This window comes from Alkalimonas sp. NCh-2, assembly GCF_039631345.1.
In the GTDB taxonomy this organism is placed as follows: Bacteria; Pseudomonadota; Gammaproteobacteria; order Enterobacterales; family Alteromonadaceae; genus Alkalimonas; species Alkalimonas mucilaginosa.
Genome location: NZ_JBDIUV010000005.1, coordinates 50,010 through 67,930, shown reverse-complemented (window position 1 = coordinate 67,930; position 17,921 = coordinate 50,010). Strand labels below are relative to the sequence as shown.

The window sequence follows — 17,921 nt, the reverse complement described above, 5'->3', positions numbered from 1 at the left end:
TACTCAGGAAAAGCTTTGCCATGAAAAAGCTACTGTTCATTTTGCTGGTCATTCTGTTGCTGGCGACCTTTTCTGATCATCCCAGAGTGAGTCCCTATAAAGAATGGCTGTTTCAGCAGTTTTATCAAATGGCCGGATTGACCAGCCGCTCTGGTGAAGCTCAGGCCTTACGCAACATTGACCGACTCTTTGCTGAGTTAGGGCAAGAGCTGGGTGAAGGCCAGCGGGCACAATTGCAACGGGCAGCATCGTCGAAACAGGAGCTGCTGTTATTCCGGCAGCGGTATTGCATCGATGGTGACTTTAATCCGTTGCTGTTTGGCGAACCACTGCGCAAAGCCTGTGGCATTATCGACAGTCAGTATGACATCCTGATGCGACACTGAGCTTGCGGTATATCAATAAAATTACTTTAGGAGATACTGATGCGTGTTTGTGGGGTAGATATTAAAAGCAATGAAGCCATTATTTGTCTGATGACGCTGGAGCAGGGATTATTTCAATTGCCGGATTGCCGCCAGCAGCGTTTTGCCCTCTTGCAGGATAAGGACGCCGAGTCTGTTCGCAAGTTTCAGTTTACACTGCAAAAATTTTTGCAGGACTATAAAGTAAGTCAGTTAGTTATTCGGGAGCGGCCGCAAAAAGGCAAATTTGCCGGTGGTGCTGTGGGCTTTAAGATTGAAACGGCCTTGCAACTGTTGCCGGATATTAACGTAGAGCTGCTATCTGGTCAGCAGATTAAAGACCAGCTCAGTCGTAACCCGCTGCTCATCGATTTTAAAGCCACGGGCTTAAAAGGCTTTCAGCAAACCGCTTTCGAAACTGCTTATGCCTGGTTGCATCGTAAAGAATAAAGCGGGACCTTAGCTGGAGCCTGTTTTATCCGAGGGGGTAACGGGCTCTATCACCAGATCGGGTCTTGGGCTGGCTTGCTGAATTGCCTGCAACACCAAATGCCGGATAATTTTAGACTTTGCTTCACCTGTTAACTCACTAAGCTGATTCAGGGCCTCAATCGCTTCCTGGCTCAGAGTAAAAGTGGCATGGCGCATAGGCTGACGTGGGCCTGGCTCTTCGTCAGGCTGCAGTTGGCGCAGGTTTACGACCTTAGGCAAACCCATGGCATAATTGTTGGCATCATCAATAAACGCATCTACATCGACGGATTTTCGTTCAGACGGCGTAGACTTTTTTTTCAGATCCTGCAGACCCATCTTCTTGTATCGCCTTCATCGACAGCAGTTCAGTAATAATATCCCGGATTTCTACAGCGGCTTTGCCATCCGGATCGATGTCCATCACCGATAAGCCTTTCTCTTCGCTGTCATCATAGATGTTACGGCTGTAGGTAATGGCTTCAAGGACTCGTAAGTTGAATGACTTACAGACTTCCTTGGCATCCAGAATACGGTTCGCCTGGTTCGGCAGGGATGGGCACTGTGTCATCACGCAGCCGACAATCATATCAGGATTGACCACATTGCTGGCGCTGACCAGATCTTCTAAATGCTCCAGTGTTTTCAGATCCCGTCGCTTGGGACGCAGAGGCAATAACACATGGCTGGCAACCACCATGGCCGAGCGCAGGGCAACACTGTCCTGGCCACCGCAGTCTACCACTACCACATCGTAATGCATTTCCAGGCTTTTCAGCTCGTACCGGATTTTGCCGTACATTTGTACGCAGTTAATCCAGGGCAGGTCTGGGTTCAGATGCCTTTCCTGTACCCAATCCGAGGTCGTTCGCTGTGGATCACAGTCGACCAGCATTACATTGGCTTGTTTTTCCCGGGTAAAATACACCGCGATGTTCTGTGCCAGACAACTTTTACCGCTGCCACCTTTTTCTCCACCGACTAACAGAATCATCTGTCTATCCTCATTTGCTGCTTTCAGTATTTGCTGCTTTCAGTGAAATGTTCCTGCGGAACCTACTAAAAAGTATAGGCTGGAACTTTAGAGTATGCGAATAATCAGCGCTGGAAATGAGCGGCGAAACACGCAAAGCTATTGGCAGCGAACTTCAGGTAATTTATCTGTGTATCCGATGTAACAATCGAACAAAAAATATGCGCTAAAGATTTCCAGTTTCAGCAAAAAACAAGTATCCTACTTAGCTCAGTTGGTAGAAAGGCGGGTACGCAATGGCAAATTACAGCGAAGTGAAAGCAGTGTGTGAGCGGTTGCAAAGGGAAGGGCGGCCTATTACGTTGGATATTCTGGCGAAACAGATTGATGGCAGTCGCTCCAGCATTGTGGTGCATTTTGACCACTGGTGTACAGAGTATCAGTACGATCCAGTGCAGGCTGCAGCCCTTGATGCCTCGACAGCAACCACCCGTGGCATCGCTTCGTTAACAGCACTGACTGAGAAAATGCCTGGTTCATTGAGTAAAATGCTGAAATTCAGTAAAAATAAAAAAGCCAATCAGGAAAAAGATGCCGGGCAAGCCGAACAAGCTCCGCCGGCAGAGGTGATGGAGGAGGCCGCTGATTTGGGTACTGAACCTGAGCAGACGCTGACTCAGCCGATGGAGCAGGCCAAAGAGCAGCCCAAAGAGCAGCCAACCGATGCAAAGGAAGCATCTGCAGAACCCGTTGAACAACCAGATCAAGAGCCGGCAGTTGCTGCGAAAACGTCTGCAACCGTTCATGGTGTGCCTAAGGCACAGACTTCCCAACCATCAGCTGCTGTGACAGCGGCTTCTTTAACTGAGCACGATGACATGATTGAGCAATTGGAACTTCAGATTGAACAACTCGAACTGCAGCAGCAAGATATGCAGCAGGAAATTGACCAACTGCGTGAACGTTCGAAAGAGTTGACGGAAGACAGCCAGGATTTGCATCAGCAATTTACCGATGCGCAGCAACTGGCGATTGAACGCCAAAAAGCACTGAATGAATTGCAGCAACAATTAGTGGCTCAGCAGGCAGAGTTGAATCGCTTGAAAGATCAGTTGCTTGAAGTTGAGCAACAGCGGGATGAAGCTGTGCAGGCGAAACGGCAGGGGGATGAGCAATACGAACTGTTGGCGCAAAAATTGGACGCGTTGCAACTGGCCAATGCTGAGTTGCAAGCCGGTGCCAGCTCGAAGCATTCTGAGCATATCAATAAGCTGGAACAAAGCCTGGAGCAAACTCAGCAAGAGCTGAATCTGCAAAAGCAGCAGTTGCCGATCCTTGAGCAGCAATTAAAAAAAGCCGAAGAGTCTCGGACTGCTGTGCAGCACAAGTTGGATGAAGAGCAGCAAGCTTACCGGGCTATGGAAACCAAATTGAGCGATTCTCAGCAGCATGCTGCTGAGCTGAGCGAGCAGTTAAAGCAGCTGGCAGCTGAGCGCGACCAGGCGCTGCAACAACTGAGTGACGTTAAAGAGAGTAAAGAAGAGCAGGAGCAACGCTTAAAAGAGCAAGCCGAAGAGTTGGAGCAATTGGCCTCGAAGCTGCCGGAGATGCGTTCTGAGCATGAGTTCAGTGAGCAAGAACAGGAATTAAAGCGGCTGCGGTCACGCTTGCAAGTGATGGAAAGCAAGATTGCTCACCTGCAAAATACCAATTCCATGCTAAAAGAGCAAAGTGAAGTTACTACCGGCCATCAAACCCGGCAGCGGGAAACCATTAAATTACAACGCGAAGAGAACAAGCAACTGCGTGAAGCCCAGCAGCAGTATCTGCAGGAGAAGGAGCAGTTGCAGCAACGTTGTCTTAAGCTGGAAGAGCAATTGAACTTTGTAAAGAGTAACTCCACCTCTACCATTGAACGTCTGACACTGTCTAACCAGCAAGCTCAGCAAAAGATCGTGGTACTGGAGCAGAAACTAAGTAAAGCAGCGACCCCTTCTTAAGGGGCGCTGCCGGTTCGTGAAGTGGAGGAGCTTAGCGAAAGCGCCGGCGGCGCAGCAACAAACCCAATAACAGCAGACCAGACCAGATAGACAATGAGCTGGCACTGTCAGAATCAGGTTGCTGAGGCTGTTGACCAATCAGGGTATTAGCGACGGGGCTTAAGCCGGCAGCTGTATTTGAACGTGGATCCACCACCACTACACTTTCAATCATCACCAGGTGTTCGGCTGTAACCGCTTTGTTGGCGGCAGCATCGGCGTTGCTGTAATTACGCAAAGGCATGCTGTCGGCAGCACCACCAAGATTATAGCGTGGCAGAGCAGCAATACGTTCCAGCACTTCCATGCCATGCTCTGATACCTGACCAAACACAGTAAATCCGCCATTTTGTGTATCCAGTCGCGGTGAACCGGCATGGTTGTCTTTCAGATTAAAAAACCACTGATTGGTGGCACTGTTGGCATTTCCGGATACCTTGGCCATGGCAATGGTACCGCGACGGTTGGACAGTTTGGGTTCATTCTGTACGGCTGGTTTGGCCGGGATAACTTTTAATGGCATGGCACCGCTGTATGTAAAACCACCGCCCTGCACTACAAAATCCGGCACCATCCGGTGGATAACACTGTTGTGGTAGCTTTCATCTTCTACGTACTTTAAAAAGTTTTCTACCGTTTTTGGCGTGACATCATCAAACAGATTTACTTCAAAGGTGCCTACCGATGTGCGAAACTCAACGATGGTAGCCTGTACTGAAAAGCACAAACCAGCACATACCAGGCCAGTGGCCATGAGCCGAGAAAGGGGTTTTTTCATGGTTATTTCCGCATGCTATGAATAGAGCAACAGCATACTTCACCAGAGGTGACAGCAACCAGTCTGGGTAACACTTAGTAACCAAAGGCTACCAAAAGCAACAGCTGTGATTGCGTTACAGCATCACAGCTCCAAGCAGCAGACTTACCAGAAACAGTGGGATTGCCCAGCAATGGAACTCCCGCCATAGTCCAGCTTGCCGGGCCAGCCGTAGTGCGATCAGGTTAGCCAGCGAACCAATAGCCAGACCAAAACCACCGACACTGACCCCCCAGCTAAGCGCGCGCCAGTCGTCGGTAAAGTTTTGCAGGAAGATAGCTGCTGGCACATTTGACAGGAGTTGCGATAATAAGGCGCCGGCGGTAAAAGCTCCGCCCGGCAGTTCCAGCGAGGAGCTTGCCAGTTGCTGCATTAGCGGTAGTTGCGCCAACAAGCCTAAATCTATGAACATCAGTGCAAAAATCAGCAACAACCACCAGTCGATACCAAGCACCACGTTTTTGGCTCTCAGCCAATAGCAAACAAGCACCAGCCCGGCAACTGCCGGAGCATAGCCAAGTTCAATGGCCATGATCACTGGCAGATAGCCGAGCAGTGACCAGCGAAACAGTTGTTGATGCAGCTGTGGCTGCGCAGAGCTGGCTGGCAAGGACAAACGGCTGGATGGAAAAGCCAGATAACTCAGCAGCATCAACAGCAGGGTGAGTGTCAGTGCCAGTGGCAGCATCATCAGCAAGAATTGCAAAAAACCAAGGCCGGATGCCTGCCACAGCAGCAGATTCTGCGGATTGCCGATGGGGCTGATACTGGAGCCGGCATTGACTGCCAGCGCCAGAAAAATAATCAAACGGCCAACCGGCAAGCCACTCAGCCTGGCAAGACTGAGACAGATAGGCACCAGTACAAAAAGCGCTACATCGTTGGTAATCACTGCCGATAGCACTGCAGCAAAGGCCACCAGTACCACCGCAAGTTGACGCTGCGAATGTTCTTGCCGTAACAACCAGGCGGCAAAGCGGGCCAAATAGCCACTGTCTTCCAAACCCCGGCTTAGCAACATCAAGGCAGCTAAGGCGGTGATGGTGGTCCAGTCTACCAGGTGCAGCAGCGCTGCCGGGCTGCTGGGGCTAAACCAGAGCAGCAAAGGCAGTGCCAGCAGCAATACCAGCAACAGTAAGTCTTCGGTGACTCTGGATAGCAGGTGTCGTAGCAAATGCATGGAAGCCCCGGTGGCATAAGCTGCAGGTTGCGTAGCGAAAGGCTTAGCGTGCATGCCGCTGCATACACGCTAAGCCTGTTGAGGCTGGTAGGGTATTAGAATTGATAGTGCAAGGCAATACGGAGATCGCGACCGGGCTCTTCGGTGGCGAAGCCGTTTTGCCACAAAGTACTATGACTAATGTAATGTTTGTCGGTCAGGTTTTGTGCGGCCAGTGTCAGTTCCAATTGGGGCAGGGCTTGCCAGTTCAGGTGTAGGTTGTGGGTGACATAACCTGGCTTACGGCTGTCATCCGTCAGCGTCAGGCCGTGTTGTGCCGTCAATTGGTAGCCGGCTTGCCAGTCGCTGGTTAGCTGGTAATTCAGCCGTAGATGAAATTTATCACCCAACTCGGTGCCAGCCCGGGCCCGATGCTGTGGTTGTTCCGGCAGGTGGCGGCTGCTGGTATGGTTGTATCCCAGCTCAGCCGACCAATCCTGGCTTTGCGCCCGAATTGTCAGTTGTACACCTTCAAAGATGATCGGTTCGGACTGATTGCTAAAAGCAATCACCGGGCGCCCCCCTAAGCCACCACTGCCGCCATGCTCGTACAGAATAAAGTCACGTAGCTGGTTGTGAAAGTAACTTAGCTCACTGGCCAGGCTCAGGCTGGCTGAAACCGGCCAGTGCCAGCGCAGGCCCGCTTCCTGCTGCCTGGCGCGCTCTGCTTTATCCGGAGCTGTTGCATCTGGTTGAATGCGACGGGCAAAGTGAACCGGAATGGTACCAAAGCCACGGGCGCTGCTGCCATAGCCAGCAAAGAGCTGCCAGGCGTCATTCAGCTCCCAGCTTGCCTGCAGGTTGGGAGACCAGAGGCTGCCATTTGCTTTGCTGTCGCCATAGTGCGTTTGGTAATGGTCATGCCGGGTACCGGCTGTTAGCGCCAGTGCTTGCCATTGCCAGTAAGCCTGTACAAAAGCACCGGTATTGCGGTAATTGATAGCTCCCAGACTGTCTGGCAGGTTGTTGCCATAGGCATTGCCTTTTTCCTGCAGATGATCCAGACCAGCAACCAGTCGGCTAGCCTCAGACCATTGGACGGTATTTTTTAAAGTAACGCCAGAGCCTTTGCTGTCAAAGGCTTCGCCCAGGTTATCTGGTGAGGCCCAGGCTGTTTTTTGTTGATAGACATTCAGTTCAGGTGTCAGCCAGGTGAAGCCACTATTCCAGCCATAATCCAGATGCGTGCTGGTGCGTTTCAAACTTTGCTGTCTGGGTGGGCGATTCTCGGTTGGCGGCTGTACCTGATAAGGATAATCCCCTCGTTGCTGGAAGTTGAGTCCGGAAGTCTTGTTCTGCTCATGGCCAATGCGTAGCTGGTGTTCACCCAGCAGGCTTAATTTGATCAGTTGATTGCGATCCTGATAGGCAGAAAAGGGAATGGTATCACCGCCACCAATGCGCTGCAGCCCAGCATTGCTGCCACCGGCATAGGCTAAAATACCCAGTTGCTCGGTTGGTGTGATGGCTAACGCCATATTTAATGTTTCAGCGCTGGCCGCTGAAGCATGGCTGGCACGAATAAAGCCCGCCAGAGTTTCATGAGCCAGGGCAATGTCCTGCGCATCCTTGGTGGTAAAACGAATGCTACCAGCCATGGCACCAGCGCCATCTTCTGCTGTGGCTGGGCCTGAAGTTACGCTGACCTGCTTTAGGATGGCCGGATCAACCCCTAACATACCTCCCCGGTGATTGTACAAATTTGGCCCCTGCCGGGCACCATCCACGGTAATATTCAGATTGGAGCCTTCAGCACCACGCAGAAACAAACGACGACCCTGACGGTCGCCGCCCCCAATCGAGATATCCACCGCATTGGCAAAAATATCGCGTACTTCTCTGCCAGCGGTTTGCTCTGCGTAATCCAGAGTCAGTCCCTGGCCTGGTCTGGCACGTACTTCAATTCGTTCTATGTCCGCCTCATCGCCTGCATGAGAGGCAGCCTGTAAGGCGGGGGCAAGGCACAGACTAAGTAAGGATAACGGGAAATAGCGGCTCAGCAGACTCCTGGCAGACATGACAACAACTCCATCTTTATTGAATGAGGTTGCAAATAATAATGGTTATTATTTATAATATCTAGCAAAACCGTTTCGGTGGACTAGTATCGGCACGGAGTGTGGGCTGTAAGCGAACTTCATTGAGGTTGCTGCCGGGTATTCAACGGGATTTGGATCTCTGCGCGTTGTGGTAGCTGCTGCCAACTGGCGCGGGTTAGGCGCTCAAAGCTCAGCATAAAGTGCTCGAGCTGCTCCTTGTTCATGCCTTCACCCCTTTGTTGCCACAGTTGCTGCTCTTGTTTGGCCCGCCAGCGACAGACCGACTCCCAATCCGGTGCCTGCAGCCAGATCAGCGGCCTTAGTAACTGCCAATACTGCTGATAAGCGCCGGCCAATTGCTGGTTGATAAAGTGTCGCCATTGACCGGTCGGATCAGCGTTGGCCTCCAGGCTGTTCTGTGGCTGTTCAAGCTCATGCGCACTCTGTGGGCTAAGTCCCAGACACCAGCCTTCGACGATCAGCAGTTGCAGCTGTTGCAGCGGCCGGTCAGCGACTGGCTCATCCAGAGCTTTATCAAAACAAGGCAGCTGCACCGGCTTTGCTGCGAGTACCTTGTTGGCATCGGCAATGGCTCTGTCAATGGCGTGGGTGCCTGGTACACCCCGCTGGGCCAATAGAGGATGCACCTGCTCTGCCAGTTGTTGGCGCAATGCTTTGCTCAGGTAATAATCATCCAGCGATACAGTAGCCGTAGTTAGGTCCAAAGCCGTAAGCTGCTCGGTGAGCAGGCGGGCCAAGGTGCTCTTGCCACAGCCCTGAGCACCACTAATGCCCACTACGGCTGGTTTGGGCAAGGCAAGCAAATGGCTGCAGAGCTGAGCCAGCAACTGCTGATAAGCCGGGCTGGTATCACTTCGCTGCATGGTCAGGGTCTTCGTTATCGCTGCTTGCCGGCTCCAGCCAGCGGTACAGGGTTCGGCGGGTAATGCCAAGCAGCTGGGCGGCCTTTTGTTTGTTACCAGCGGTATGCTGCAGCACCTGCTGTACATAGTTGCGCTGCAATTGCTGCAAGCTGGGCCAACTGGTGTTGCTTTGGTGAGGCTGATTGGTCTCTGGTTGATAATTGCAGATACGGCCGGGCAAATCTGCCGGCTGAATCTCTGTGCTATCGGCGAAGGTAAAAGCGCGCTCAATGGCGTTTTGCAATTCCCGCACATTGCCGGGGAAAGGATAGCGGTACAGACAATCGAGTGTTTCCGGACTGATGCCCTGCACATTTTTGGGTTGCTGTTGCTTTAGCTTTTGTAAAAAGACATCGGCCAGCAGCTCCAGATCATCGGCCCGCTCACGCAGCGGTGGTACCTGCAGACTGAAGGTTTCCAGCCGGTAAAATAAGTCGGCACGAAAGCTGCCCGCCTCGACTTTTTGTTCCAGATCCTGGTGGGTAGCGGCCAGAATACGTACATCAATGCTGTATTCCTGATCACTGCCCACCGGGCGGATTTTTCCTTCCTGCAAGACCCGCAGTAGCTTGGCTTGCAGCAGCAGGGGCATTTCAGCGATTTCATCCAGCAACAGGGTGCCGCCATCAGCTTCTTTAAACAGGCCCTGGCGGGCGTTACGGGCACCGGTAAAAGCACCGGCAGCATGGCCGAAAAACTCGCTTTCCATCAGTTCGGCCGGGATGCCGGCGCAGTTGACGGCGATAAACGGCTGCTCGCTGCGGGCACTTTGCCGGTGAATGGCCTGAGCGACCAGCTCCTTACCACTGCCACTTTCTCCCAGAATCAGCACGGCGCCCTGGGCCGGTGCCACCTGGGCAATGTGCTGGTACAGCCGGCGCATGGCACGACTTTTCCCAATCATCCCGGTAATGCCGGCAGGGCTCTCCTGTTGCTGTTGCCGCAGCTGCTTGACCTCGCGTTGCAGCGCCTGGTGGGCCAGCAAGCGTTGTACGGACAATGTCAGATGATCCAGATCCAGCGGTTTGGTTAGAAAGTCATCAGCGCCTTGTTTTAAGGCTGCAACGGCCTGACGCACGGTACCAAAGGCTGTGATCAGCAACAGTGCCGGTGGATTGCTGAGTTGCTTGATGCGGCTTAGTAATTCCAGGCCACTGATACCGGGCAGGCGAATATCGCTGATCACCAGTGCAAAAGAGTGCTCTGCCAGCACCGCGAGCAAATCCTCTGCCTGGGCAAAGGCAGTCACCTGATAGCCCTGGCCGGTAAGTTCTTCCTGCAATAACTCAAGCAGGGCCGGATCATCTTCCACAATCGCCAACTGGTGGGGTGAGAATGTCATGGCTGTGGCTCCTTCATGGTAGCGAATGGCAGGGTCAGGCTTAGGCGGCAACCTGTTACCTCTTGGTTTGGTTGCGTTTTGTTGGATAGTTGCACACTGCCCTGATGTTCCTGCAGAATTTGCTGCACGATAGCCAGGCCAAGGCCGGTGCCCTGGCCTTGCGGTTTCGTGGAGACAAAAGGTTGCATCACATCAGCTGCTGCCTGGCCTGTCGGCAGGCCGGGCCCGTCGTCTTCAATCAAAATAGTTAAGGAATGCGGATCGCTAATCACCTGAATAAGCACCTCGGAGCGGGCGGCCTGCACCGCATTGCGCAGGCCATTGACCAGTGCCAGCTCGAAGCGATCCGGATCCAGCGTTAGCACCAGTGCCGGGCAGGGAGCCAGCAGCTGGGGCTCGGCATCACCAGGTTGCAGTTCAAAGCTGATACTGGTGAGTGCCTGCTGGAGCAACTCCGGCAAAGAGATCGTCTGCCAACTGGCAACCGGGGTATGGGCAAAAGCTTGCAGCTGTTTCACCATCCGGCTTAGACGCTGCACCTGGCCACGAATGGCCTCCAGTTGTCGCTGGCTGTCTTCGTCCTGTTGCAGGCGAAGCAACCGCTGTGCCCGGCCATCAATGACGCTGAGCGGTGCGCCAAGCTCATGCGCAACCCCACTGACCACCTGGCCAATAGCCGCCATGGTTTCCTGCTTCTTCAGCTGTTGTTGCATTCGTTGCTGCTCTGCTTGTTGGCTTTGCAGTTGCGATTGCGCTACTGCCATATCATCCAGCATTTGATTGAGACCAGCAGCGACTTCTGCCAGCTCAGCCGGGCCCTCCAGTGAAGCGCGGTGCTTGCTATTGCCGGCGGCGACCTTACGCATGCTGTCCACCAACTGATGCACCGGCTGACCAATGGCGCGTTGATGACCGCGCCACATAATCAGCAGGCTAAGAAGTGCCAGTGCGACCCAGCTCATCCAGGCCAGGGTCGACATCCGGTCCAGGCTTTGCTCGAAGTCACTGCCTTTACGGCTGATTTGCAGCAAGCCGTGGATCTGACCGCTGCGATCAATCACCGGTAAAAAATGCGAAAACAACGATTGGCCTGAGACCGAATGGTAACCATCCTGCTGCAGACCGGTTCGCACCACCTCCGAAGCCAGCTCGCTGTCGGACAGGTCGCGCTCAGTGACTCCGGTGGCGGCGACCAGTCGACCATCGGTGTTGTAAACCGATGCGCCATACACCCGGCCTATGGTAAACACCGACTCCAGATGAGCATTGATGGCTACCAGATCTTGCTGCAGCAGTGCATCGCTAATGGGTACCCGGATAGCACGGCCAATCAGCTCCAAATCAGTGCGCATGCTATTGCTGACTAACTCACTGGTTAAAGCCAGGCCAAAACGAATCGCCAGCCCGACCAACAACAGCATCGGCAGTACCACAAACAGCAATAAGCGTCGCTGCAAACTGGCTTGTGGCCAACGTCGTAGATTGGATAAAAATGTCACATTGCCCCCTATTGTGTGTCACTAGTATACACAATTTAATTGGGGTTGCTATGGCATCAAACGGAGATGTTGTTTATTGTTGTTTAATATCAGTTGCTTATTGTTTTCCTGTCGAGTTGGCACGCCTCTGGCAATAGTCTTTTCGAACTCAAACCAAAGGAGTACCATTATGAAGAAAACTGCCCTTGCCCTTTGTCTGGCCGCTTTTTCTGCCTCTGTCACCCTGAGTGTTGCACAGGCCGATCCGGCTGCAATGCAGCCACAACAGCAGCAACAGGTTGAAATCACCGAAGCCAAGCTGCTGCAGTTCACCATGGCGATGGATGCCATCGGTGAGATTGGTGCCAAGTACGAAGCGGAATTTCAGAGCGCTGAAAGTGCGGAGCAAGCCCAGCAAATTCAGCAACAGGCTCAAAATGAAATGGTCGAAGCCGTGGAGTCTGCCGGCTTGACCGCCGCAGAATACAATGCCATTGCGCAACAAGCTCAGCAAGACGATGAGCTGAGAGAGCGCATCCTTAGCATGTCGCGCGCTGACTCCTAAGCGTTGGCTGCAGCCAGAGCTTGGCTGGATTGCTCATACCAGACCCTGTCACGCCGACAGGGTTTTTTTATGACTGACTGAGCTCAGCTGGTACTTCTTTGGCAAAGCCGCTAGGCTAACAGCATGATTATGCATGGAATACAGTCTTTATGCTGAGCAACATAGCCAAACCCTTTGTTCGTCTGACCGAGCGTTATCTGCCGGATCCCTTCGTGCTGGTGCTGCTTTTGACGCTGTTGGTGTTTGCGGCCGCCATGCTGTTTCAGCAACAGGCACCGCTAACCGTTCTGCGGTATTGGGGGGATGGCTTTTGGGGCTTGCTGAGCTTTGCCATGCAGATGATGCTGGTGCTGGTCACCGGTTTTTTACTGGCGACCACCCCTTTGGTGCAGCGGGCACTGGATGGGCTGGCTGCCAAGGTGCAGAGTGCCGGTACGGCCATTGTATGGGTGACGCTGGTCGCACTGGTTGCCAGCTGGCTGAACTGGGGGTTTGGTCTGGTGGTCGGCGCTTTTTTCGCCAAAGCGTTGGCGCGGCGGGTAGCGGTAGATTACCGCCTGCTGGTGGCCAGTGCCTACTCCGGTTTTGTCATTTGGCATGGTGGCCTGGCAGGCTCGGTGCCACTGACCATTGCTACGGAGGGGCATTTTTCTGAAACCCTGATTGGCGTGATCCCGACCAGTCAGACTATTTTCTCCGGCTTTAATCTGACCCTCACCTTGCTGCTGGTACTGCTGATCCCGATGCTGAACCGCTTGATGCTACCCAATAAAGACGAGGCAGTTTTGGTGGACCCGACCAAACTGGCCGAGCCGTTGCAAGCCGCACCTGTCCCCGAGCGGCCGGCTGAGCAACTGGAGCACAGCCGCTGGCTGGGCTGGTTGTTTGGTGGCCTGGGGCTTGGTTACTTGTGGCTGTATTTTAGTGATGGCGGTGGCCTGAATTTAAACAGCGTCAACTTGTTGTTTTTATTTGCGGCGATTTTACTGCACCAGAGCCCACGCAATCTGCTGACCAGTTTGCAGCAAGCGATTAGCGGCAGTGCCGGTATTTTGCTGCAGTTTCCTTTTTACGCCGGCATGATGGCGGTGATGGTGCAATCGGGCATGGCTGCATGTTTGTCGCAGTGGTTTGTTGGCTTTGCCAGCAGTGAGACCTTGCCATTTTGGAGCTTTTTAAGTGCCGGCCTGGTCAATATTTTTGTGCCTTCCGGTGGTGGCCAGTGGGCGGTACAGGCCCCGGTAATGCTTCCGGCCGCGTTGGAGCTGGGCGCTGATATCGAGCGGGTGGCAATGGCGGTGGCCTGGGGCGATGCCTGGACCAATCTGATTCAGCCATTTTGGGCTTTGCCAGTGCTGGCGATTGCCGGCTTAAAGGCCAAGGATATTATGGGTTTTTGTCTGTTGCAATTGCTTTTAACCGGATTGGTGATAGCAGCGGTGCTGACCTGGTACTAACCGTACAGCAGAGACCTGTCAGTTTTGCTATAGTGGCGCAATAACAGTGGCGCCATGATCTTTTTTACGAACCAGGGAGCTGATTCATATGCAACATGTAGTGATTACCGGAGGCAACCGCGGTATAGGTTTATCGCTGGTGAAACAATACTTAGCCAAGGGCTGCAAAGTAACGGTGCTATGCCGCACCATGTCGGCTGAGCTGGCCGATCTGGATGTGACGGTGCACAGTGGCATTGATTTTAGCCAGCCGGAGCAATTGCAGCAGGTGGCGCAGCAGTTTTCCAACAACTCGGTCGACATTCTGATCAATAACGCTGGTATTTTTAGCAATGAAACGCTGAATGAGCTGGATTTATCCCGTATTCAGGCCCAGTTCCAGGTCGATGCTCTGGCACCGCTGGTACTCAGCCACGCCATGCTGCCGGCGCTTAGAAAAGGCAGCAAGATTGCGATGATCACCAGCCGGATGGGGTCCATCAGCGATAATGGCTCCGGTGCCTATTACGGCTATCGTATGGCTAAGGCCGCGTTGAATGCGGCCAGTGTGTCGCTGAGCCTGGATTTGGCCAGTCAGCAGATTTATGTTGGCATTTACCATCCGGGTTTTGTCAAAACTCAAATGGTGGGGTTTGCCGGCGATATCAGCCCGGATGAAGCAGCTCGCCGGCTGGTCGAGCGCATTCATGAGCTTACGGCCAGCAACAGCGGCCAGTTTTTTCACAGCAGCGGTGAAGCTCTGCCCTGGTAAAGGAATGGGCTGCCATGCGAATGCATGGCAGCCACAGCATCAGAACTGATAGCTGATGCTAAGCCTGGTATTTCGGCCTGGCATGCTCTGATTCTCCGGATCCGGCCAAAGGGCATAGCTTTGGTTGGTCAGATTCTCAATGCCAAGACGAACTATCAGGCCGTCCCAGCCACTGTATTCTGGCTGATAACTCAGATACATATGATGCAGTTGAGAGCCTTTGCCATCCATATCCCGATCCAGATACAACTGAGGCAGTCGTTTCATATCGCGTGTCAGTCGTGACACTGTGGTCAGGCTGAACCCTGCCGGTAACTGCCAGTTCAGCCCCAGATTGATACTGTCCTGTGGCGCCCTCTCATAAGGCTGGCTGCGTTCTTCAATGGTCCCCAAAAAGAAGTTGGGAATGCCGGTCACGTCCATGCGCACCCGGCTGTAGTTGGCAAAGACACCAAGTTGCCGGTAACGGTAGGTCAGTTCAAATTCCCAGCCGCGAGACTCAAGCTTGCTGATATTGCGGCTGGAGTAATCCCTGTGGGTGGCTTCCAGCGGTGAGGCAAAAACTTTCTCGCCATCGACCAGCTTGTACATAAAAGGTGCGGTATCAATAAAGTCACGCACTTCGGTCTGGAACCAATTGAGCTTTAACATCAGTTGATCGGCGAAGGCCAATTGTTGGAAAACCAGACCAGTACCCACTTCCAGGTTGCGGCTTTTTTCGGCTTGCAAATCCGGCTGTGGTGCGCTGTAGCAAATCTTGGTTGGACGATGGCAGCGCCATTCGTCTTGCTTATACAGTTCACGCAAGTTTGGTCCGCGGAAGCTTTCGTTATAACGGCTGTAGAAACGCAGCCACTCAGTGGGGCGGACGGTCACGCCAAGATTGGATGACCAACTGCCATCGCTGTTGACCCCTGCGTCCTCGAACTGCTCTGAGCGACGCCGGTACTGATCGTAACGAAGACCAGCCTCCGAGCTGAGCCAATGCGACCAATCGGCATCATACCGCATGCCGGCAGCCCAATTACTGCCTTTGCTCCGACCATAGTAGGTACTGGTTGATTCACTTAAGTGATCGTAGGCATGATCGCGGAACTGACCCCGATCCATCTGCAGAAAGCTGGTCAGTACGCCAGACCAGCTTTGTCCCTGCTGAAACCACTGTTGACTCAGTTTCAAGCCCTGGTTCTGATCACGAAAGCTGTCGTCATTATGGAACGGGTAGACCAGCTCGCCCAGAATGATCTCGCCCTGTTGCAAGCGGTCCCGCTCAAAGCGTTGCAGATACAACTGGGCCTGCAGATTTTGCCAGCTCTGTTCGCCCTGATAGCGGTACTCCAGCGATTGACTAATACGCTTGCTGCGTTCGGTTTCGGTCAGTGGTTGATCGGCCCAGCTGTCGGTATTGCGAAAGGGTAAGTCGGCTACATCATTGCGGGTGAGCTGGGTATGGCTACTGACATAATGATGTCCTTGCCGGTGTTCGAGCTTTAGCCTTAGGTCATCGTTTTGGCTGTCATTCTTGATACGTTTGGTCTGGCCGCGCAGCTCACCACTGCTGTCGGTCAGGTTGACCTTCATTTCACCAAAACGACGGCGGTTGCTGTGCAGGGCCGCTGCAAAGCTGTCATCGGCATAAAACAACGTTGAGCCATACTGACGCAGATCCGGTGCATCACCATAAGCTGCCCGCACTATCCCGCCAAGCCCTGCTTCTCCTCCCGTGTAATCCCAACCTCCTTTGGTGACTACCCGGACCTGACCACCGATGGCGCCACTGCCCTGCGCAATGCCATCAGCACCTCGGGTTATTTCAACCGCCCGTACTATGCTGGGGTCAATATCCAGTGGATTCAGATACGCATTGGTGGCAGAGCCATCGCTGTATTGCTGGTAGCGGACACCATCTACATCCAGATGGATGCGCTCATTGCCAAAACCCCGAATGCTGATTTGGCCGGCTAAGGGGCGGCTGTTATTGCTGGTAGCGATGCTGGGCGTTTGTCGTAGCGCATCGCTCAGCTCCTGGGTGATGGCATTTTGCAGATGCTTGTCGGTGATAATGGTCATCGAACGCGGGATTTCCAGTTCCTGCTGCATGCTGTCCAGCCGGCTGCCGATCACCAGCAGTACTTCCGTGTCGGTATCATCGGTATGGGATTGCCCGGTAAGCTGTTCTGCCGCATAGACGGAGCTGTTTAATAACAATAGAGACAAGGTACTAAGGGTAAACACAGAGTTCATTACATCATCCTAATATCAATGAATGGGGATAAAAGCGCGGATATGATAACGGCACATATAGCAAATGCAAATAGTAATCATTATTATTTGTGGTTTTTAGGGTTTTCCTCCATCTTGCAGCTGTTATAGTGTTGGCCTTGTCATAAAGAGGACCCTGTTGAAAGGGGAGCTTTTCATGAAGATTGCAATTATCGGGGCCGGTGCGATTGGTGGCTGGCTGGCCGTTTTAGTGGGCCATCATCTGCCACAGCAAGTGCAGTTGTCGGTATTGGCGCGGGGGGCCACGCTGCAGGCCATCCGACAGCATGGTTTGCAACTGACGCAGGCCGGTCAGCTGCATCAGGTGCAGGTGCGGGCCAGCGATAATCCAGCAGAACTGGGTGAGCAGGACCTGGTGATCCTGGCAGTCAAAGCCCAGTCATTAATGAGTGTCGCGCCGGCCGTCGCCGAATTAATGGGCCAGCACGGCAAGGTGTTGGTGGCGATGAATGGGGTGCCCTGGTGGTTTTTTCATGGCGCGGATGCGCTACTTGCCGCCCCACTGCAAACCGTAGACCCGGATGGCCGGATTGGCCAGCTGATCCCGGCTGAGCGGGTGATCGGCTCTGTCATTCATGCCAGTTGCCGCACTACAGCACCTGCTCAGATAGCGCATGTGATGGGGCAAGGCCTGATTCTGGGGCTGCCGGATGGCCAGATCACCCCCCAACTGCGACAGCTGGCAGCCTTGCTGGAGCAAGCTGGCTTGCAAATCAGCCTGTCAGAGCAGATCCAGCGCGATATCTGGTACAAGCTGTGGGGCAATATGACGATGAATCCGATATCCGCGTTAACCCATGCAAGTTGCGATCAAATCCTGGCTGATGCGCTGGTGCGGGACTTTTCCGCCCGGGTGATGGAAGAAGCCCGGCAAATAGGGGCGGCTATTGGCTGCAGCATTGAGCAAAGCACCGAGGATCGCTTCGCCGTCACCGCCAAACTCGGCGCTTTTAAAACCTCGATGCTGCAGGATGCTGAAGCTGGTCGCAGTCTGGAACTGGATGCGCTGGTCGGCTCGGTGCGGGAAATCGGTCAGCGGCTGCATCTCGCTACCCCCTGGACCGATACACTCTATGGTCTGACCCGGTTGATGGCCAAAAACCGTGGTTTGCTTTGTAGGTAGGATAAAGACCGTACTGCCGGGTGTTTTTTAATCAGTT

At 53.4% G+C, this 17,921-nt stretch carries 16 protein-coding genes; 7 read left to right on the top strand and 9 right to left on the bottom strand.

The genetic code is table 11. The features are described from left to right. Nucleotides 1-20 precede the first annotated feature (20 nt). Both ABC502_RS13250 and ABC502_RS13245 read left to right on the top strand, forming a co-directional pair. A complete protein-coding gene (locus ABC502_RS13250) occupies nucleotides 21-386 on the top strand; it encodes a hypothetical protein (protein ID WP_330087625.1) in 366 nt (121 codons plus the stop codon). Between the two features lie 39 nt (nucleotides 387-425). Beyond that, the gene (locus ABC502_RS13245) at nucleotides 426-854 is read left to right on the top strand and encodes a DUF3010 family protein (RefSeq protein ID WP_330087624.1); all 429 of its coding nucleotides are present in this window, start codon (nucleotides 426-428) and stop codon (nucleotides 852-854) included. A 9-nt stretch (nucleotides 855-863) separates the two neighbouring features. Here ABC502_RS13245 and ABC502_RS13240 read toward each other — a convergent pair whose 3' ends face one another. Both ABC502_RS13240 and ABC502_RS13235 read right to left on the bottom strand, forming a co-directional pair. Beyond that, nucleotides 864-1,214: a replication protein RepA gene (locus ABC502_RS13240; RefSeq protein ID WP_345916182.1), complete on the bottom strand. Its 351-nt coding sequence runs from the start codon at nucleotides 1,212-1,214 to the stop codon at nucleotides 864-866. Further along, entirely contained in the window at nucleotides 1,174-1,869 is a 696-nt protein-coding gene (locus tag ABC502_RS13235; protein WP_330087622.1) for a division plane positioning ATPase MipZ, read from the bottom strand. The genes ABC502_RS13240 and ABC502_RS13235 overlap by 41 nt, the downstream gene beginning before the upstream one ends. A 275-nt stretch (nucleotides 1,870-2,144) precedes the next feature. Between ABC502_RS13235 and ABC502_RS13230 the strand changes: the two genes are divergently transcribed. After that, nucleotides 2,145-3,848, top strand: coding sequence for a hypothetical protein (locus ABC502_RS13230; RefSeq protein ID WP_345916181.1), 1,704 nt, complete (start codon nucleotides 2,145-2,147; stop codon nucleotides 3,846-3,848). A 31-nt stretch (nucleotides 3,849-3,879) separates the two neighbouring features. Here the strand turns inward: ABC502_RS13230 and ABC502_RS13225 are convergent, their stop codons facing one another. The 6 genes from ABC502_RS13225 to ABC502_RS13200 form a co-directional block, all read right to left on the bottom strand. Beyond that, entirely contained in the window at nucleotides 3,880-4,665 is a 786-nt protein-coding gene (locus tag ABC502_RS13225) for a peptidylprolyl isomerase (RefSeq protein WP_345916180.1), read from the bottom strand. A gap of 115 nt (nucleotides 4,666-4,780) precedes the next feature. Next, entirely contained in the window at nucleotides 4,781-5,884 is a 1,104-nt protein-coding gene (locus ABC502_RS13220; protein ID WP_345916179.1) for an SLC13 family permease, read from the bottom strand. A gap of 95 nt (nucleotides 5,885-5,979) precedes the next feature. Then, the gene (locus tag ABC502_RS13215) at nucleotides 5,980-7,941 is read right to left on the bottom strand and encodes a TonB-dependent receptor (protein WP_345916178.1); all 1,962 of its coding nucleotides are present in this window, start codon (nucleotides 7,939-7,941) and stop codon (nucleotides 5,980-5,982) included. A 119-nt stretch (nucleotides 7,942-8,060) separates the two neighbouring features. Beyond that, nucleotides 8,061-8,846, bottom strand: coding sequence for a kinase (locus tag ABC502_RS13210; protein WP_345916177.1), 786 nt, complete (start codon nucleotides 8,844-8,846; stop codon nucleotides 8,061-8,063). Next, nucleotides 8,833-10,227, bottom strand: coding sequence for a sigma-54 dependent transcriptional regulator (locus ABC502_RS13205; protein ID WP_345916176.1), 1,395 nt, complete (start codon nucleotides 10,225-10,227; stop codon nucleotides 8,833-8,835). Before ABC502_RS13205 ends, ABC502_RS13210 begins: the two co-directional genes overlap by 14 nt. Beyond that, on the bottom strand, nucleotides 10,224-11,726 hold the full coding sequence (locus ABC502_RS13200; RefSeq protein WP_345916175.1) for a HAMP domain-containing sensor histidine kinase: 1,503 nt from the start codon (nucleotides 11,724-11,726) through the stop codon (nucleotides 10,224-10,226). Before ABC502_RS13200 ends, ABC502_RS13205 begins: the two co-directional genes overlap by 4 nt. A 169-nt stretch (nucleotides 11,727-11,895) precedes the next feature. Here ABC502_RS13200 and ABC502_RS13195 point away from each other — a divergent pair, with 169 nt between their 5' ends. The 3 genes from ABC502_RS13195 (at nucleotide 11,896) to ABC502_RS13185 (ending at nucleotide 14,478) form a co-directional block, all read left to right on the top strand. Further along, nucleotides 11,896-12,270, top strand: a complete 375-nt coding sequence (locus ABC502_RS13195; RefSeq protein ID WP_330087616.1) for a DUF4168 domain-containing protein — start codon at nucleotides 11,896-11,898, stop codon at nucleotides 12,268-12,270. Nucleotides 12,271-12,419: 149 nt separating this feature from the next. Then, complete coding sequence (locus ABC502_RS13190; protein WP_345916174.1) at nucleotides 12,420-13,727, top strand: TIGR00366 family protein; 1,308 nt, start codon at nucleotides 12,420-12,422, stop codon at nucleotides 13,725-13,727. 88 nt (nucleotides 13,728-13,815) lie between these two features. Then, nucleotides 13,816-14,478, top strand: a complete 663-nt coding sequence (locus ABC502_RS13185; RefSeq protein ID WP_345916173.1) for an SDR family oxidoreductase — start codon at nucleotides 13,816-13,818, stop codon at nucleotides 14,476-14,478. Between the two features lie 39 nt (nucleotides 14,479-14,517). Here ABC502_RS13185 and ABC502_RS13180 read toward each other — a convergent pair whose 3' ends face one another. Next, the gene (locus tag ABC502_RS13180) at nucleotides 14,518-16,722 is read right to left on the bottom strand and encodes a TonB-dependent receptor (RefSeq protein ID WP_345916172.1); all 2,205 of its coding nucleotides are present in this window, start codon (nucleotides 16,720-16,722) and stop codon (nucleotides 14,518-14,520) included. A gap of 175 nt (nucleotides 16,723-16,897) precedes the next feature. On the opposite strand from ABC502_RS13180, the gene ABC502_RS13175 reads away from it, so the two are divergent. After that, complete coding sequence (locus ABC502_RS13175) at nucleotides 16,898-17,884, top strand: 2-dehydropantoate 2-reductase (RefSeq protein ID WP_330087612.1); 987 nt, start codon at nucleotides 16,898-16,900, stop codon at nucleotides 17,882-17,884. The last annotated feature ends 37 nt before the right edge of the window (nucleotides 17,885-17,921 follow it).

What these genes read in the sequence shown, in the direction of transcription:
- ABC502_RS13235 (WP_330087622.1), bottom strand. Translation starts at nt 1,869, where the DNA reads ATGATTCTGTTAGTCGGTGGAGAAAAAGGTGGCAGCGGTAAAAGTTGT.
- ABC502_RS13190 (WP_345916174.1), top strand. Translation starts at nt 12,420, where the DNA reads ATGCTGAGCAACATAGCCAAACCCTTTGTTCGTCTGACCGAGCGTTAT.
- ABC502_RS13225 (WP_345916180.1), bottom strand. Translation starts at nt 4,665, where the DNA reads ATGAAAAAACCCCTTTCTCGGCTCATGGCCACTGGCCTGGTATGTGCT.
- ABC502_RS13230 (WP_345916181.1), top strand. Translation starts at nt 2,145, where the DNA reads ATGGCAAATTACAGCGAAGTGAAAGCAGTGTGTGAGCGGTTGCAAAGG.
- ABC502_RS13205 (WP_345916176.1), bottom strand. Translation starts at nt 10,227, where the DNA reads ATGACATTCTCACCCCACCAGTTGGCGATTGTGGAAGATGATCCGGCC.
- ABC502_RS13240 (WP_345916182.1), bottom strand. Translation starts at nt 1,214, where the DNA reads ATGGGTCTGCAGGATCTGAAAAAAAAGTCTACGCCGTCTGAACGAAAA.
- ABC502_RS13195 (WP_330087616.1), top strand. Translation starts at nt 11,896, where the DNA reads ATGAAGAAAACTGCCCTTGCCCTTTGTCTGGCCGCTTTTTCTGCCTCT.
- ABC502_RS13220 (WP_345916179.1), bottom strand. Translation starts at nt 5,884, where the DNA reads ATGCATTTGCTACGACACCTGCTATCCAGAGTCACCGAAGACTTACTG.
- ABC502_RS13250 (WP_330087625.1), top strand. Translation starts at nt 21, where the DNA reads ATGAAAAAGCTACTGTTCATTTTGCTGGTCATTCTGTTGCTGGCGACC.
- ABC502_RS13175 (WP_330087612.1), top strand. Translation starts at nt 16,898, where the DNA reads ATGAAGATTGCAATTATCGGGGCCGGTGCGATTGGTGGCTGGCTGGCC.
- ABC502_RS13185 (WP_345916173.1), top strand. Translation starts at nt 13,816, where the DNA reads ATGCAACATGTAGTGATTACCGGAGGCAACCGCGGTATAGGTTTATCG.
- ABC502_RS13215 (WP_345916178.1), bottom strand. Translation starts at nt 7,941, where the DNA reads ATGTCTGCCAGGAGTCTGCTGAGCCGCTATTTCCCGTTATCCTTACTT.
- ABC502_RS13245 (WP_330087624.1), top strand. Translation starts at nt 426, where the DNA reads ATGCGTGTTTGTGGGGTAGATATTAAAAGCAATGAAGCCATTATTTGT.
- ABC502_RS13210 (WP_345916177.1), bottom strand. Translation starts at nt 8,846, where the DNA reads ATGCAGCGAAGTGATACCAGCCCGGCTTATCAGCAGTTGCTGGCTCAG.
- ABC502_RS13180 (WP_345916172.1), bottom strand. Translation starts at nt 16,722, where the DNA reads ATGAACTCTGTGTTTACCCTTAGTACCTTGTCTCTATTGTTATTAAAC.